Raw genomic sequence first — 13,791 nt, forward strand, 5'->3', positions numbered from 1 at the left:
CTGATACAGCCCCGCGCCCCTTCGGGGCGCGTCAGGGCCCAGGCGTGGTGCGCAGGGCGCCCGGCCGGGCGAGTGCGGCCGCGGCCGCGCGGCTGGCCGGGCGGCCCAGCGCGGTGCGCGAGGTCTCCCGGAGCAGGACGGCGGAGCGGAAGGCGGCCGTGGCGAGGGCGCCGTGCCGACGCCGGTACAGACGGACGCGGTTGAGGGTGAGCAGGGTCCAGAGCCGGGGCGAGACCCGGGAGTCGCCGCCGAGGTGTACGGCCTCGGCGGCCGGCTCGAGTCGGGTGCGGTAGCCGCGGTCCCGCGCACGCAGGCAGTATTCCGTCTCCTCGGAGTAGAGGAAGAAGGACTCGTCCCAGGGGCCGCAGGCGGCCAGGCAGTCCGCGGAGAGGGCCATCAAGGCTCCGCTCGCCCAGTCCGCGTACGTGGGCCGCTCGTACGCGGCGGGGTCGGTGACCAGTTCGCTCAGGCGGGGGAAGCGCCCGGCCCGCCGGTTGCCGATGACGGCCTCGCCGAGGGCGCGGGTCACGCTCGACTCCCGGCGGAGCGAGTGCACGAGGGTGCGGCCGTCCTCCTCGTACAGCAGCGGCACGCTGATCCCGACGCGGTCGCCGTCGCCCGCGGGCGCGCCGAGCCCGTCCACGAGGACCTTGGCGCAGCCGCGCCGCATCCGGATGTCCGGATTGCACACCAGGGCGGCACGGAAGCCGCCGTCCCACTCGGCGGCGGCCCCGAGGGCGGCGTTCACCCCGGCCGCGTATCCGGCGTTGCGGCCGGTCTGGACGATGGTCGTCTCCGGGGCCAGGGCGCGGATCAGGTCCACGGTGTCGTCGGCCGAGTCGTTGTCGGCGACGACGAGGCGCCAGTCGAGCCCGGCCATGGCCGCCGGCAGCGAGGCCAGGAACTCCGGCAGCACCGCGGCGCTGTTCCAGGTGACGACGAGGACGGCTACGGGACCGGCACCCGCGACGGGCTGACGGGAGGCTGGGCTGACGGAGGGCATGGGGACTCCACGGTCGGGGGCTGGGGCGCTTCGCGCCGGACGAAGCCGAGGCAGCTGCCTCCGGCGGCGATCGTCAGGAAGAAGATCCCGGCGAACATCGGGAAGCTGAGGGCGTCGAAGGTGGCGCTGATGACCAGGGAGACGAGGGCCGAGGCGAAGAAGGCCTGGCCGAGCTCCCGGTCGGATTCGGTACGGGCCAGCCTGCGGATGGCGCCGCCCTGGTGGATGCCGGTGAAGAGGAGGACCAGGAGCGCGATCAGCCCCAGGAGGCCCATCTCGGCCAGCGTCAGCATGTACTGGTTGTCGGTGAAGAAGAACAGCTCGGGCAGGAAGGTGCCGAATCCCCGCCCGAACAGGGGGCGTTCGTCGAGGTAGGGGACGATCGCGGTGTACTTGACGGTGCGCGCCTGGGTGCTGCTGTCGGAGTTCGCCAGGAAGGACCCGAACAGCGTGGTGATGGTGCCGATCAGCCCGGGGACGATCACCTTGAAGCAGGCCACCGAGACCATGAGCAGACCGATCGCGGTCCACCTGCGCTGCGGCTTCCAGCGCAGCACCATCACCAGGACCACGATGAGCGCCCCGATGATGGAGGTCCGCGACACCGTGAGCGGCAGCGCGCCCCCCATCAGCACCACCGGCCCCCAGCGGCGCCACGCGCTGAGGTGGCGCCGTACCGGATCGAAGGCCTGCTGCACGGCGAAGGGCAGCAGGATGGCGAGCATCCCGCCGAACTCCAGGGGCTGCGCCGTGGTGGAGCGGGGCCGGGTGAAGGAGCCGCGGTCCAGGGCGGTGATCTGGGCGACCGCCGACTTGAGCCCCGGGATGCTGATCTTGTCGGCGATGTTGGTCGCGGTGAAGAAGTCGTAGTAGCCGATCGCGGCCACCACCGCCCCCATCACGACGGCCCGGCGCAGCAGTACGTCCAGGCGCGACCGGTCCTGGATCCCCGCCGAGACCAACACCGCCAGGGACACCCACACGAGCAGCCCGATCAGGCCGCGGTCCGCCGCGAGGACCTCCTTCTGCGAACTGGCGCGCGTCGCGTTCGAGAGGTACGAGGCCAGCACCGACACGGCCAGCAGGCACATCACGACCCGGGGCAGCCGGGTGCCCGGGGCCGGCCGGATGCGGCCGGTGATCCAGGCCGCCAGGTACCAGAACAGGCCCAGCAGCGCGAACACGTTGGCCGGGGTGCCCACCCCGCCCATGCCCGGCAGCGTCAGGTTCGAGGGGATGAAGAAGGCCAGCGCCAGATAGCCGCTGAGCAGGGTGACCGCGTCCAGCTGCCGGCCCCGGGCCCGCCGGTGCGCACGCCAGGCACGCACACCGGACGACCCGTTCGCGCGCCTGCGGCGCAGGGCCGCCACCAGGCTCTCGGTCATGAAGGACAGCGCGAAACCGGCCGTCGTGCAGAGGATGATGACGCCCAGCACCTGCTGGTAGCGGCTCTTGAGCTGGGGCCGCGGGGTCTGTGGAAGAACCACGGGCGTGGTCTGCACGAGGTACGCGGGCTCGACCTTGGCCGCCGCCTGGAGCGCCCCCAGCTGCTCCCCGGCGAAACCGGTGAGGATGTTGGTCTCCCGCAACACCTTTTCCCGGTCGGTACCCGTGACGGTCAGCGTGAGGATCGGGCCGGAGGCGTTCGCGGCGAAGGAGACCGTGTACGGGTCCGTCACCCCGAGGCCGTTCAGGTCCCGCGCCGCGTCCGTCCCCGACAGGGTTCTGATCAGCACGTCCGCGGTCACGACCAGCGAACCGCCGGCGTTCGAGATGGGATTGCCGAAGGTGGGCGCCAGCTCGGCCACCGCCTTGGAATCGGTCAGCGCCACCGAGCTCTGCGACTGGTACGCCACCGGCACCGAACGGTACAGGTGCGCGGCCGCGAGCAGGCCGATCAGCGTCAGCGGCACCATCACGTACCAGCGGCGCCGCAACACCGCCAATATCTCACCGATGGTCACTAACGCCCCCACAACGTACGGGATTTGATGGCGTGCCGACACGCGCCCTGCAAGGATCGATCACGACGAAGGGAATCGTGTGTCGCCTGGTGAGTTGGTTCGCGCGCTGCGTCGGCGCTGGTACGTCCTGGTCCTCGCGGTGGTGCTCGCGGCCGCCGGCGCCTACCAGGTGCTCCGCCCCTCCGTGACGTACCTGAGCACGGCGATCGTGGTGCTCAAGCCGCCGGTGACCGGCAGCCAGCCGAACCAGCTCGCCAATCTGCAGCCGCCGCTCGCCGCCGTCTCCTACGCCGCGGCGCAGCAGCTGGACTCGCCCGCCGGGAAGGCCGAGCTCAGCGCCGTGGGAGTCACCGGCACCTACCGGCTGATCCCGCGCAACAGCGGCACCAGCGTGACCCCGCGCTACCTGATCCCCTCCCTGCAGATCCAGGCCGAGCAGCCCGCCCCGGACGCGGCCGACACCGCCGTACGGAAGATCATCGAGCTGTACACGAAGCACCTGACGGACCTGCAGACGGAGCAGGGCATCCCCGAAGCGGCGCGGATGAGCATCACCCTCCTGGTGCCGCCGAACGCCGTGGCGCAGACCGGCACCAAGAGCCGGGGGCTCGCCGGATCGGCCCTGCTGGCCGGGGTCGTGGGGGTGCCGGCGGCCCTGTGGACCGACCGGCTGCTCGCCCGCCGGGCGCGGCGGGCGGGCAACTGAGGGGAACGGACGGAGCATCAGATCCCTCGGCGCTTCCAGGACTGCCACCACAGCCACTCGCGGCCCCGGTCGGCGACGGCCGAGAGCACCAGCGGCTGGAGGTAGGGCATGGCCCGCGCCCCGATGCGCCGCCGCCGGCGCAGCGCCCGGTATTCGCCGAGCGAGGTGTAGCCGCCGGGCAGGCACTCGGCGGCGAACGCCTCCAGCTCCTCGACGGGCACCACCGCGGTGCGCCCGCGGTCGTAGGCCCGGTAGGCCCGCCGCAGCGCGTACCGGGCCAGCCGGGTGCGCGCCGCCAGCGCCAGCCGGTCGGCCCCGGGCAGCAGATCGGCGCACTTGTCGAGCACCGAGTCGAAGGCGACGAGGCGCTGGCGCAGGTCGTCGAGCTGCCCGCCGAAGTCGGTGGTGGACATGTTGTTGCCGTGGACGCGGTAGAAGGCCTGGTCGGCCCCCCGGACGTAGCCCACGTCGGCGTGCGCCGCGAGCCGCATCCACATCTCGATGTCCCCGGCGTGCGGGAGCGCCGGATCGTAGCCCCCGACCTTGCGCTGGAGGCTGGTGCGGACGACCACCTCGGGTGAGGTGATGCACCCGGTGCCCTCCCGGAAGCGCCGGTCCAGCCACCACCGGCCGGGGTAGACCACCGAGCCGGTGCTCCGCGTACGGGCGGCGGGCAGCGGGCCGCCGTGCAGGAAGCGCAGGGGCCGGCCGTAGGCGAAGCCCGCCTCCGGGTGCGCGTCGAGCAGGGCGGCGGCCCGTACGAGGGCTCCGGGGACCAGCCGGTCGTCCGCCGAGAGCAGGGCGACGTAGTCGCCGTCGGCCCACTCCAGCAGGCCCTCGTTGTAGGTGGCGATGTGGCCCCGGTTCTGCTCGTGGACCCGGACCTCGATCCGCGGGTCGGCGGCCGCCAGGGCGCGCGCCACGTCCGCGGAGTCGTCGGGCGAGGCGTCGTCGATGATCAGCACCCGGACGTCGACGCCCTCCTGCTCGTCCAGGACGCTCTTGACGCAGTCGGCCAGGAAGTGGCCGTACTTGTAGCAGGGGATCACCACGCTGACCGTGCTCACTGGCCCGTCACCTCCGAGGAGGCCGCCGACTGGGCGGCCGGCGGGGTGGTGGTGAAGACCGGCCCGACCCAGTAGTTCACCGAGCCGAAGGTGTTCGTGGGGAAGGCGGTGGTGGAGCCGTACTTGTAGAGGCCGTTGGAGCCGCCGCTGCCGTCGGCCGGGGCGACCAGCGGGTAGGAGCGGTGCGCGCCGGCGAAGTAGCCGCCGTCCACCGAGTAGTTGCCGTGCGGCGCGTGGTAGGAGGCCACGTACGAGGTGCCCGCCGTGATCTGCACGGGTGTGGCGAAGTGCAGCTGCTGCCAGCCGGACAGGGTCTCGCTGCCGAACGTGCCGGTGGCCAGCAGGGTGCCGCTCGCGGACCACAGGCTGCCGGTGTGCGTACCGGTGTTGCCGGTGCCCTTGTAGAAGGTGATGCCCGTGACGTAGCCGTTCACCGAGGACTGGAACCGGGTGCCCAGTTCCACCGAGTTGGTGTCGTCCGTGACGTTGGCGGTGCTCGGCGTGGTGCCGCTGCCCCACAGGGTGCAGGGACAGGTCACCGCCGGTGGCGTCGTACTGGTGGTGAAGGTCCACGTGACCGGCGCGGCCATCGTGTTGCCCCACAGGTCGGCGGCCTGCACGGACACCGTGTAGGTGGTGTTCAGGGCCAGTTCGGAGGCCGGGGTGAAGACGGCGCTGTTGGTGGATTCGAGGACCTTGCTGCCCGGTACGGTGGCCCCGCCCGGGTCCTTCAGCGTGAACACCAGCGACTCCGCGTCGACGGCCGAGCTGAAGGTGGCCCGCAGCGGCGCCGTGATCGAGGTGCCGGTCGCCGCGGACTGCGGGGTGGTGGAGGTGACGGTGGGCGGGGTCGTGCTCGCGGTCGAGGTGTCCAGGACCGCGTCCACCCAGTAGTTGCTGCCCGACGCGGCCGTGGACGGGAACCCGCCGGTCGGGCTGTAGCGGTAGACGCCGTTCCCGCCGTCCGTGCCGCTGCGCAGCGCGGTCAGCGGCGCCAGCCCCGCGTCGGAGGAGGCGAAGGTGGTGTCGAAGGAGTACCCGCCGTGCGGCGCGAAGTAGGAGGCGATGTAGGTGGTGTTCGCCTTGACCGGCACCGGCGTGGAGAAGTTCAGCTGCTGCCAGCCGGAAGCCGTCTCGTTGGTGAACGTACCGGTCGCCAGGCGCTGCCCCGAGGCGCTCCACAGACTGCCGGTGTGCGTACCGGTGTTGGCCGGGGACTTGTAGAAGCGGACCCCGGTGATCGAACCGGCCGCCGAGGAGCGGATCTTCACGCCGAGCTCGACCGCGCTGCCGTCACCGGCGTTGACGGTGCCCGGCACGGCCGCCGCCGGCCATACGGTGCAGGGGCACTGCTGGGGCCCGACGGTCAGCGGAACGGTGGTCGTGGCGCCGATGTTGACGCTGTCGTCCACCGCGCGCACCTTGATCTGGGCCGGACCCGGTGTGGTCGGCGTCCACTTGTAGCTCCAGGAGCCGATGCCCGTGGTCGCCTTCCAGGTGGTCCCGCCGTCCGTGGACACCTCCACCCGGGCCACCACCCCGCCGCCGGAGTCGGTGGCCGTACCCGTGATGGTCACCGGCCGCAGCGCCGGGACCGTGGCGTTCGCCGCCGGACTGGTCACCGTGATGGCCGGGCCCGCCGTGTCCGTGGACGCCGTCGCCGGGACCAGGTTGGACTGCAGGGACTTGGGCTGGATCCCCATGTCGGCGAACACGTTCACGGTGGCCTGCTGCATGCGCTTGTCCTCGGTCACCACGGTGTCGTCCGGGTTCCCGGTCGGCATGTTGGTCAGGCCCCAGGACCACTGCACCGTGCCCGCGCCGAACACCAGGGCGCGCGAGGTCGGATCGCGGAAGGCGACCAGGCTGTGCGTCGCCGTGCCGTTCCCGTACGTGTTGCCGTAGTCCAGGCGCAGCTTGCCGTCGTTGATGTCCACCGTGGTCGACGACATCTGGATCTGCCCGGCCGGCCGCGCCGCGTCCTCCACGTCGCTGTCCCACTCGTAGCCGAGCGTGCCGGCCGGGAAGGTCGCCGTCTGGGACGGGGTCAGGTTCGCGACCGTCGTCCCCCGCCACAGCCGCATCTTGGCGAAGGCGCCGGGCACGGTGATCGCGTCGCTGCGGTAGCCGTTCACGCTGAACAGCGAGCCGGTCAGCTGGTTCTGCGGCTGGTACGGCCGCCCGTTCGTGGCACTGGCCGGGTCCATGAAGGTGCCCGTCCAGATCCCGCTCGGGTCGGGGATCCCGTTCGGCTGCGGGAAGGACAGCTTGGTCTCCTTGTAGCAGACCAGCGTCCGGTTCGCGGTGTTCGCCCCGTCGATGCTCGGAGCGAGACGGGTCTTCCAGAAGACCTCGTTGCCGCTGAAGTACGTCTGGTGCTGACCGGCGCGCCGGGCGTTCAGCGCGTTCGTGAACTGCTCCTGCGTCCAGTATTCGTCGTGCCCCGAGGACATGAACACCTTGTGGTTGCCCAGCAGCGCCGCGCCCCGGGTCGACATGTCGAGGCCGGACATGTAGCTGACGTCGTAGCCGTTGCGCTCCAGCCACGAGATCATCTGGAACTCGGACCCGTAGATCCCGTTCTCGCCGCCGATGTCCAGCGGCCGGTTGTAGCTGACCTCGTAGGCCCGCCCGTCCGGGGCGGGCCCGGCGCCGTCGTAGAGGTCCTGGCCGCCGTAGTTGTTGTACGCCTGCCAGGTCTGGTCGCTGGTCTGCACGACGATGTCGGAGTGGCTGGAGTCGTTGCGGACCACGAACGGGTAGGGCATCACGCCGTTCCCGTCGGCCTGGTCGAAGTTGGCCACGTACAGGCCGGAGACCGCGTCGGCCGGCACGCTCCACGTGGCGGTGACCGGCCAGTTGCCGCAGTCGACCAGGCCGGTGGCCGGCTTGGTCGTGCAGCTGCGCGGGTTCCCGCCCTGCGGGAAGTTCGCCGGGTACGTCTGGGCGGCCTGGGCCGCGGTCGACATCAGGCGGGCCCCGTTGCCGCCGTAGTGGCCCAGCCGGTAGACCGAGACGCGGTACGGGGTCGGCGACTGGACCTTGAACTGGAGGGTGTCACCCGCCTGGACGCTCATCTGGGCGCTGAAGCCCTTGATGTCGCCGTACGCGCTGGGCGCGAACCAATCGGACATCGGCGTGCCCGGTTTGGAGTTCTCGCACACGATCGCGTTCGTTCCCGGACCGCAGGGGTCGGCCGCGCCGGCCACCGTGGACGGGGGGAGGACCGTGGCCATCAGGGCCGCGATCACGGTGAAGAGACCGTACCGGAGCAACCTTGTCCGTCTGTTCATCTGGACCTCTTTTTTGGCGTCGGCACGGGGCGTCAGCGCAGGGCGTCGGTGAGCACGTCCGCGACCCGCTGCTGTTGAGCGGCGGTGATCTGCGGGAAGAGGGGGAGGGAGAGCATGTGGTCCGCGGCCAGTTCGGCGTGCGGGAAGGCGCCGCGGCCGTGCCCGAGGTGGGCGAAGGCCGGGGTGAGGTGGACCGGAGCGGGATAGTGCACGCCCGCGCCGATGCCCTCCGCGTTGAGCTTGCCGACGACGGCGTCGCGGTCCGCTCCCGAGACCCGTACGACGTACAGGTGCCACACGTGGACGTTGCCCCCGGCGGTGACGGGCAGGGTGAGGCGGCCGGCGTCCGCGTGGCCCGCCAGCAGGGCGTCGTACCGGGCGGCGGCGGCCCTGCGGGCCGCGTTCCCGTCCGCCAGCCGGGCCAGCTTGGCCCGCAGGACCACGGCCTGGAGCCCGTCCAGCCGGCTGTTGAACCCGGCCACGTCGTGCCGGTACTTGGCGGTCCCGCCGTGGTTGGCCAGCGCCCGGACCAGGCCGGCCGTCTCCTCGTCGTCGGTCACCACCGCGCCCGCGTCCCCGTACGCGCCGAGGTTCTTGCCCGGGTAGAAGCTGGTCGCGGCGATCCCGCCGCTGCCGGGGGAGCGGCCGTCGCGGGTCGCGCCCTGGCTCTGGGCGGCGTCCTCGACGATCCTGACGTGCTCCGGCAGCCCCGCGGCGATCTCCGCGGTGTCGGCGCACTGCCCGTACAGGTGGACCGGGACCACCGCGCGGGTGGCCGGGCCGACCGCGGCCAGCGCGGCCTTCGGATCGATCAGGAGGCTGTCCGGCAGGCAGTCCACCAGGACCGGCCGGGCCCCGATGCGGGCCACGGCGCCCGCGGTGGCGATGAAGGTGTTGGCGGGCAGCACCACCTCGTCGCCGACCCCGACCCCCACGGCGCGCAGGGCCAGTTCGAGGGCGTCGGTGCCGTTGGCGACGCCCACGCAGTGCCCGACCCCGGCGAAGTCGGCGTACTCGCGCTCGAACGCGCGGACCTCCTCGCCGCCGATGAAGGCGGTGTCGGCCAGCACGCGGTCGAATCCGGCACGTAATTCCTCGGCGACCTCGGCGTGGGCCGCCTTCAGGTCGACGAGTGGTATCTGGTTCATGTGACGGGGCTCCCCATCCCTGGTTCCGGCAGGTGTGATTGCGGCACGTGTGCCGACGGCGTGCGGGCCTCGGGCGTGCGGGCCTCCGGCGTGCGAGCCTCCGGCCGTGGGCCGGTTTCGTGCTCGTGGGCGGCGGCCCTCCGGTACGGCGCGGCCGCCGGTCCGTCCGGGCCCGGTCCATCCGGGCCCGGCCCGTCCGGCGTCCGGCCGTCCGGCCGGGCCCAGGCGTCGCGGGCCAGCTCGTCGAGCGCCGGACCCCCCGCCGCGCGCAGCCGGCGGGCCGGGCTGCCGGCCCACACCTCGCCGGGCGGCACATCGGCCAGGACCGTGCTTCCCATGCCGGTCAGCGACCAGGCGCCGACCTCGGTGTACTCGCGGACCAGTGCCCCCGCGCCCACGTACGCCCCCCGCCCCAGCCGCACCCCGCCGCCGAGGCGGACCCCGGAGGCGAGCGTCGCGAAGTCGCCGACCGTGTCGTCGTGGGTGAGGACCACCTGCGGCATCACCGCCACGTGCGCCCCGATCCGGACGGCGGAGGTCAGCACGCAGTGCGCGAGCAGCACCGAGCCGGCGCCGAGGACGGAGGACCCCGACACCACCGCCGTCGGGTGGACCACGGTCGCGTAGCGGCTCCCGGGCAGCCCCAGGCGCCGCACCAGCCGGGCCCGTACGGCGTAGTCGCGCGGGCTGCCCACGCAGACCACCACCCGGGCGGCCGTCAGCTCGTGCACCCGGTCGCTGCCGCCGAGCACCGGCACGCCGTCGACCTCCCGGCCGTGCAGGGCCGGGTCGTCGTCGAGGTGCCCGGCCAGCCGCCACCGCGGGGCACGGCCGTGCGCCGCGTCCCGTACGGCCGCGTCCCGTACGGCCTGGGCGGTCTCCCGGGCGAACCCGCCCGCGCCGACGATCAGCAGGTCCTCGGTCCCGGTCCGCGTCGTGGTCCCCGTCCGCGGCCCGCTCATCCGCCGGCCGCCTCGCGCAGTGCCGCCACCACCCGGTCCTGTTCGGCCTCCGTCATGGTGTGGAACAGCGGCAGGATCAGGGAGTCGCGGCTGATCCGCTCGGTCACCGGCAGCGGGGCCGCGCCGTGGTCCGCGTAGGCCGGTTCCAGGTGCGAGGCCATGATCCCGCGCCGGGCCGAGATCCCGGCGGCGGAGAGCCTGGCGAGCAGCTCGTCCCGGCCGATCGGGAAGTCCTCGGCCGGCAGTACCCAGTACGACTGGAAGTTGCCCTGGCCGTAGTCGGGGTCCCGGACGGGGCGGAGCCCCGGGACGTCGCCCAGCAGCTCCTCGTACCGGGCGGCGAGCGCCCGCCGCCGGGCCACGATCGCGTCCAGCTTGCCGAGCTGCACCAGGCCGACCGCGGCCTGGATGTCGGTCATCCGGTAGTTGTAGCCGACCTCCAGGTAGCTCTCGACGATCGGCTTGCTGCTCGCGTGCCGCTGCGCGGCGGACACGTTCATGCCGTGCTCGCGCAGCCGGCGCAGCCGCTCCGTCCACCGCGCGTCGTCCGTGGTGACCATGCCGCCCTCGCCGGTGGTGATCACCTTGCGGGGGTGGAAGGACCAGGCGGCGAGCAGCGCGCCGTGGCCGACGGACTTGCCGCCCACGGTCGCCCCGATGCCGCAGGCGGCGTCCTCCACCAGCGGGAGGTCCCACTCGGCGCACGCCGCGCGCAGGGCGTGGACGTCCGCGGGCACCCCGCCCTGGTGGACGGCGAGGACCGCCTTCGTACGGGGCGTACGGACCGCGTCCACCGTGGCCGGGGTCAGATTGCCGGTGGCCTCCTCGACGTCCGCGAACACCGGGCGGCCTCCGACGTAGCGCACCGCGTTGGCCGTGGCGATGAACGACAGGGAGGGGACGACCACCTCGTCGCCCGGGCCCAGCTCCAGGGCGATGAGGGCCAGGTGCAGGGCGGTGGTGCACGAACTCACCGCGATGCCGTGCTCGGCGCCCACCCGGTCGGCGAAGGCCCGCTCGAACTCGGCGACGCGGGGGCCCTGGGCGACCCAGCCGGAGAGCACCGCGTCGGCGGCCGCCCGCGCCTCCTCCTCGCCGAGCCAGGGCACCATGACCGGGATACGGGCGGGTGCGACAGGTGCCGGTGCGGCCGCGGGATCGGGGGCGCTCATCGGCCGGCCTCCCCGGTTGCGGCCTCCCCGGTCGTGGACTCCCCGGTTGCGGACTCCCCGGTCGTGGCGGCCGCCGCGTCGGCGGCGCGCTCGGCCCGCCACCAGTCCACCAGGTCCCGCAGCCCGCCGCGCAGATCGATCTCCGCGGTGAAGCCGAGGCGTTCGGCCGCCTGCGCGGTGTCGGCGAGCCGGCGGGTCACCCCGTTCACGGCGCGGGCCGGCCCGTGCACCGGCACCAGACCGTCCGCGTCCATCGCCTCCAGCAGGCCGAGCGCGAGGTCGAGCAGGCTGGTCTCGGTCCCGCTCGCGATGTTGAACACCTCGTCGGTCAGATCCGACTCCGCGGCCAGCAGGTTGGCCCTCGCGATGTCCCTGACGTCGACGAAGTCCATGGTCTGGAGGCCGTCGCCGAGGATCAGCGGCGGCTCGCCCGAGGCGATCCGCTCCATCCAGCGGATGAGCACCTCGGTGTAGAGCCCGTGGATGTCCATCCGGGGCCCGTACACGTTGAAGTAGCGCAGCGCGACGTAGTCCAGCCCGTACATGGAGTGGAAACTGCGCAGCATCCCCTCGTTGAAGGCCTTCGCCGCCCCGTAGAAGGTGTCGTTGTTGTACGGGTGGTGGCGCTCGGTGGTCGGGAAGGTCTCGGCGAGCCCGTAGACCGAGGCCGAGGAGGAGGCGATCACCTTGCCCACCCCGGCGGCGGCCGCCGCCTCCAGTACGTTGAACGTGCCGTCCACCAGCACCTCGTTCGCCAGCCGCGGCTCTTCCGCGCACTGGGTGATCCGGATGGCGGCGAGGTGGAACACCAGGTCGGCGCCCTCCGTCGCCTTGCGCACCGCGGCCACGTCGCGGATGTCGCCCTCGACGACCTCCACCACGCCACTGGGCAGCGCGCGGGCCAGGTTGGCGGCGCGCCCCCGTACGAAGTTGTCGAGCACCACGACCTCGCGTGCCCCGTTGTCCACCAGCAGGTCCACCACGTGCGAGCCGATGGTGCCCGCCCCGCCGGTGACCAGAATCCTCTTGCCCTCTACCCTGCTCAACGCCCTGCCCCCACTGAGTCGGTCATGGTCTTGCCTGCGAACGGTCCGGCAACGGTCAACGCCCGGTGCGCAGTCCGACGACCGCACCGCGGAACTCCAGGCTTCGGGAGGCCGCTTCGAGGATGTCCAGCACCCGCAGTCCGGCCCGGCCGTCGGTGAGCGCCGGGCGCCGCGTCGTGATCGCGTCGGCGAACTCCTCGACCATGCTGCGCAGCGCTTCCTTCTCGCCGATCGCGGGCGCCACCATGTCGCCGGTCCGGTAGGAGATGAGCATGTCGCGGCGCTCGTCCGCGCCGATCTCCTGCGAGGCGGCCAGGTCCACGCCGCGGTCGAAGACCGCCACGCGCTGGGCGGGGTTGAGGTCGTCCCACACCAGGGTGCGCTTGGAGCCGCCGACCATGGTGGTGCGCACCTTCGTCGGGGAGAGCCAGTTGACGTGCACGTGCGCGATGGCCCCGGTGTTGAGCTGGAGCGTCAGGTAGGCGACGCAGGACTGACCGGCTCCGATGGGGTCGGCGCCGTGCGCGGCCACGGCGACCGGCTGGACGTGGTCGGGGAGGATGAAGTCGAGGATCGACAGGTCGTGGGGGGCCAGGTCCCACAGGACGTCGATGTCCTTCTGGACGAGGCCCAGGTTGATCCGTACCGAGTCGACGAACTGGATCTCGCCGAGTTCGCCGGAGCGGACCATCTCCCGGATGCGGGCCACCGCCGGGGTGTAGCAGTACGTGTGGTCGCACATCAGCGTGAGGCCGCGTTCCTCGGCCTCGGCCACCAGCCGCAGGCCGTCCTCGTAGGTGGCGGCGAGGGGCTTCTCCACGAGGACGTGCTTTCCGGCGCGCAGGGCGGCCAGGGCGACGTCCAGGTGGGTTCCGGCCGGGGTGGCCACGGCGACCGCCTCGACCGCGGGGTCGGCGAGGACAGCCGCGTAGTCCGAGGTGGCCTGGACCGTGGAGTATCCGCCGAGCACCTGCCGGGCCCGGTCCACGTCCAGATCGCAGAGCCAGCGGAGCCGGAACCGAGGGCTGGACTGGAAGTTGCGGACGAGATTGGGACCCCAGTAGCCCGCGCCGACCACGGCGACGCCTAACGGGTCCCCGGGCTCCCGGCCGCCCGCGTCCTGCACCGTGTCCTTCACAGCGTTCCCCTTCCTTCCGCGACGCACGCCGGCTGGCGTGTCGACAACTCATGGCCGGGACGCGTGCGATGGATGGAAGTGCCGTCGGCGGCGGGCCGGACGCGTGCGCGACCCGTGCGTGACCCGCTCAACGGTGATGGCCCCCCACAACCGATGCCCTACGTGATCCGCCTGCTTTCGCCCCCCGGCGTTCCGGATTGATCCCCACATCGCCGAAGCGCGCCGAATCCGGTCGGCGACGCTCAATCTAGACCACCGGGCGTACCCCCGGGCAGAGTTGGGGGAATCACCC

General features: G+C 72.6%; 10 protein-coding genes. 1 reads left to right on the top strand and 9 read right to left on the bottom strand.

All coding sequences use genetic code 11. The features are described 5' to 3' along the window. Nucleotides 1-31: 31 nt before the first annotated feature. Both ACFWBN_RS20150 and ACFWBN_RS20155 read right to left on the bottom strand, forming a co-directional pair. Nucleotides 32-1,003: a glycosyltransferase family 2 protein gene (locus ACFWBN_RS20150; RefSeq protein WP_385178240.1), complete on the bottom strand. Its 972-nt coding sequence runs from the start codon at nucleotides 1,001-1,003 to the stop codon at nucleotides 32-34. Beyond that, nucleotides 949-2,967: an O-antigen ligase family protein gene (locus ACFWBN_RS20155; RefSeq protein ID WP_385178241.1), complete on the bottom strand. Its 2,019-nt coding sequence runs from the start codon at nucleotides 2,965-2,967 to the stop codon at nucleotides 949-951. Before ACFWBN_RS20155 ends, ACFWBN_RS20150 begins: the two co-directional genes overlap by 55 nt. Nucleotides 2,968-3,046: 79 nt before the next feature. Here ACFWBN_RS20155 and ACFWBN_RS20160 point away from each other — a divergent pair, with 79 nt between their 5' ends. Then, nucleotides 3,047-3,673 carry a hypothetical protein gene (locus tag ACFWBN_RS20160; protein ID WP_385178242.1) on the top strand — a complete coding sequence of 209 codons (627 nt, stop codon included), beginning with the start codon at nucleotides 3,047-3,049 and terminating at the stop codon, nucleotides 3,671-3,673. 17 nt (nucleotides 3,674-3,690) lie between these two features. Here the strand turns inward: ACFWBN_RS20160 and ACFWBN_RS20165 are convergent, their stop codons facing one another. The 7 genes from ACFWBN_RS20165 to ACFWBN_RS20195 are packed head-to-tail and all read right to left on the bottom strand — an operon-like array spanning nucleotide 3,691 to nucleotide 13,499. Further along, on the bottom strand, nucleotides 3,691-4,740 hold the full coding sequence (locus tag ACFWBN_RS20165) for a glycosyltransferase (RefSeq protein ID WP_385178243.1): 1,050 nt from the start codon (nucleotides 4,738-4,740) through the stop codon (nucleotides 3,691-3,693). Then, nucleotides 4,737-8,033: a DUF4082 domain-containing protein gene (locus tag ACFWBN_RS20170; protein WP_385178244.1), complete on the bottom strand. Its 3,297-nt coding sequence runs from the start codon at nucleotides 8,031-8,033 to the stop codon at nucleotides 4,737-4,739. The genes ACFWBN_RS20165 and ACFWBN_RS20170 overlap by 4 nt, the downstream gene beginning before the upstream one ends. A 32-nt stretch (nucleotides 8,034-8,065) precedes the next feature. Next, nucleotides 8,066-9,181, bottom strand: coding sequence for a DegT/DnrJ/EryC1/StrS family aminotransferase (locus ACFWBN_RS20175; protein ID WP_385178245.1), 1,116 nt, complete (start codon nucleotides 9,179-9,181; stop codon nucleotides 8,066-8,068). Next, on the bottom strand, nucleotides 9,178-10,143 hold the full coding sequence (locus ACFWBN_RS20180) for an acetyltransferase (RefSeq protein WP_385178246.1): 966 nt from the start codon (nucleotides 10,141-10,143) through the stop codon (nucleotides 9,178-9,180). Before ACFWBN_RS20180 ends, ACFWBN_RS20175 begins: the two co-directional genes overlap by 4 nt. Beyond that, the gene (locus tag ACFWBN_RS20185) at nucleotides 10,140-11,315 is read right to left on the bottom strand and encodes a DegT/DnrJ/EryC1/StrS family aminotransferase (protein ID WP_385178247.1); all 1,176 of its coding nucleotides are present in this window, start codon (nucleotides 11,313-11,315) and stop codon (nucleotides 10,140-10,142) included. Before ACFWBN_RS20185 ends, ACFWBN_RS20180 begins: the two co-directional genes overlap by 4 nt. Further along, nucleotides 11,312-12,361 carry an NAD-dependent epimerase/dehydratase family protein gene (locus tag ACFWBN_RS20190; protein WP_385178248.1) on the bottom strand — a complete coding sequence of 350 codons (1,050 nt, stop codon included), beginning with the start codon at nucleotides 12,359-12,361 and terminating at the stop codon, nucleotides 11,312-11,314. Before ACFWBN_RS20190 ends, ACFWBN_RS20185 begins: the two co-directional genes overlap by 4 nt. A 55-nt stretch (nucleotides 12,362-12,416) precedes the next feature. Beyond that, complete coding sequence (locus tag ACFWBN_RS20195; RefSeq protein ID WP_385178249.1) at nucleotides 12,417-13,499, bottom strand: Gfo/Idh/MocA family protein; 1,083 nt, start codon at nucleotides 13,497-13,499, stop codon at nucleotides 12,417-12,419. Between the last annotated feature and the right edge of the window lie 292 nt (nucleotides 13,500-13,791).

It is taken from the genome of Streptomyces sp. NPDC059989, from assembly GCF_042736975.1.
In the GTDB taxonomy this organism is placed as follows: Bacteria; Actinomycetota; Actinomycetes; order Streptomycetales; family Streptomycetaceae; genus Streptomyces.

What these genes read in the sequence shown, in the direction of transcription:
- ACFWBN_RS20185 (WP_385178247.1), bottom strand. Translation starts at nt 11,315, where the DNA reads ATGAGCGCCCCCGATCCCGCGGCCGCACCGGCACCTGTCGCACCCGCC.
- ACFWBN_RS20175 (WP_385178245.1), bottom strand. Translation starts at nt 9,181, where the DNA reads ATGAACCAGATACCACTCGTCGACCTGAAGGCGGCCCACGCCGAGGTC.
- ACFWBN_RS20180 (WP_385178246.1), bottom strand. Translation starts at nt 10,143, where the DNA reads ATGAGCGGGCCGCGGACGGGGACCACGACGCGGACCGGGACCGAGGAC.
- ACFWBN_RS20150 (WP_385178240.1), bottom strand. Translation starts at nt 1,003, where the DNA reads ATGCCCTCCGTCAGCCCAGCCTCCCGTCAGCCCGTCGCGGGTGCCGGT.
- ACFWBN_RS20170 (WP_385178244.1), bottom strand. Translation starts at nt 8,033, where the DNA reads ATGAACAGACGGACAAGGTTGCTCCGGTACGGTCTCTTCACCGTGATC.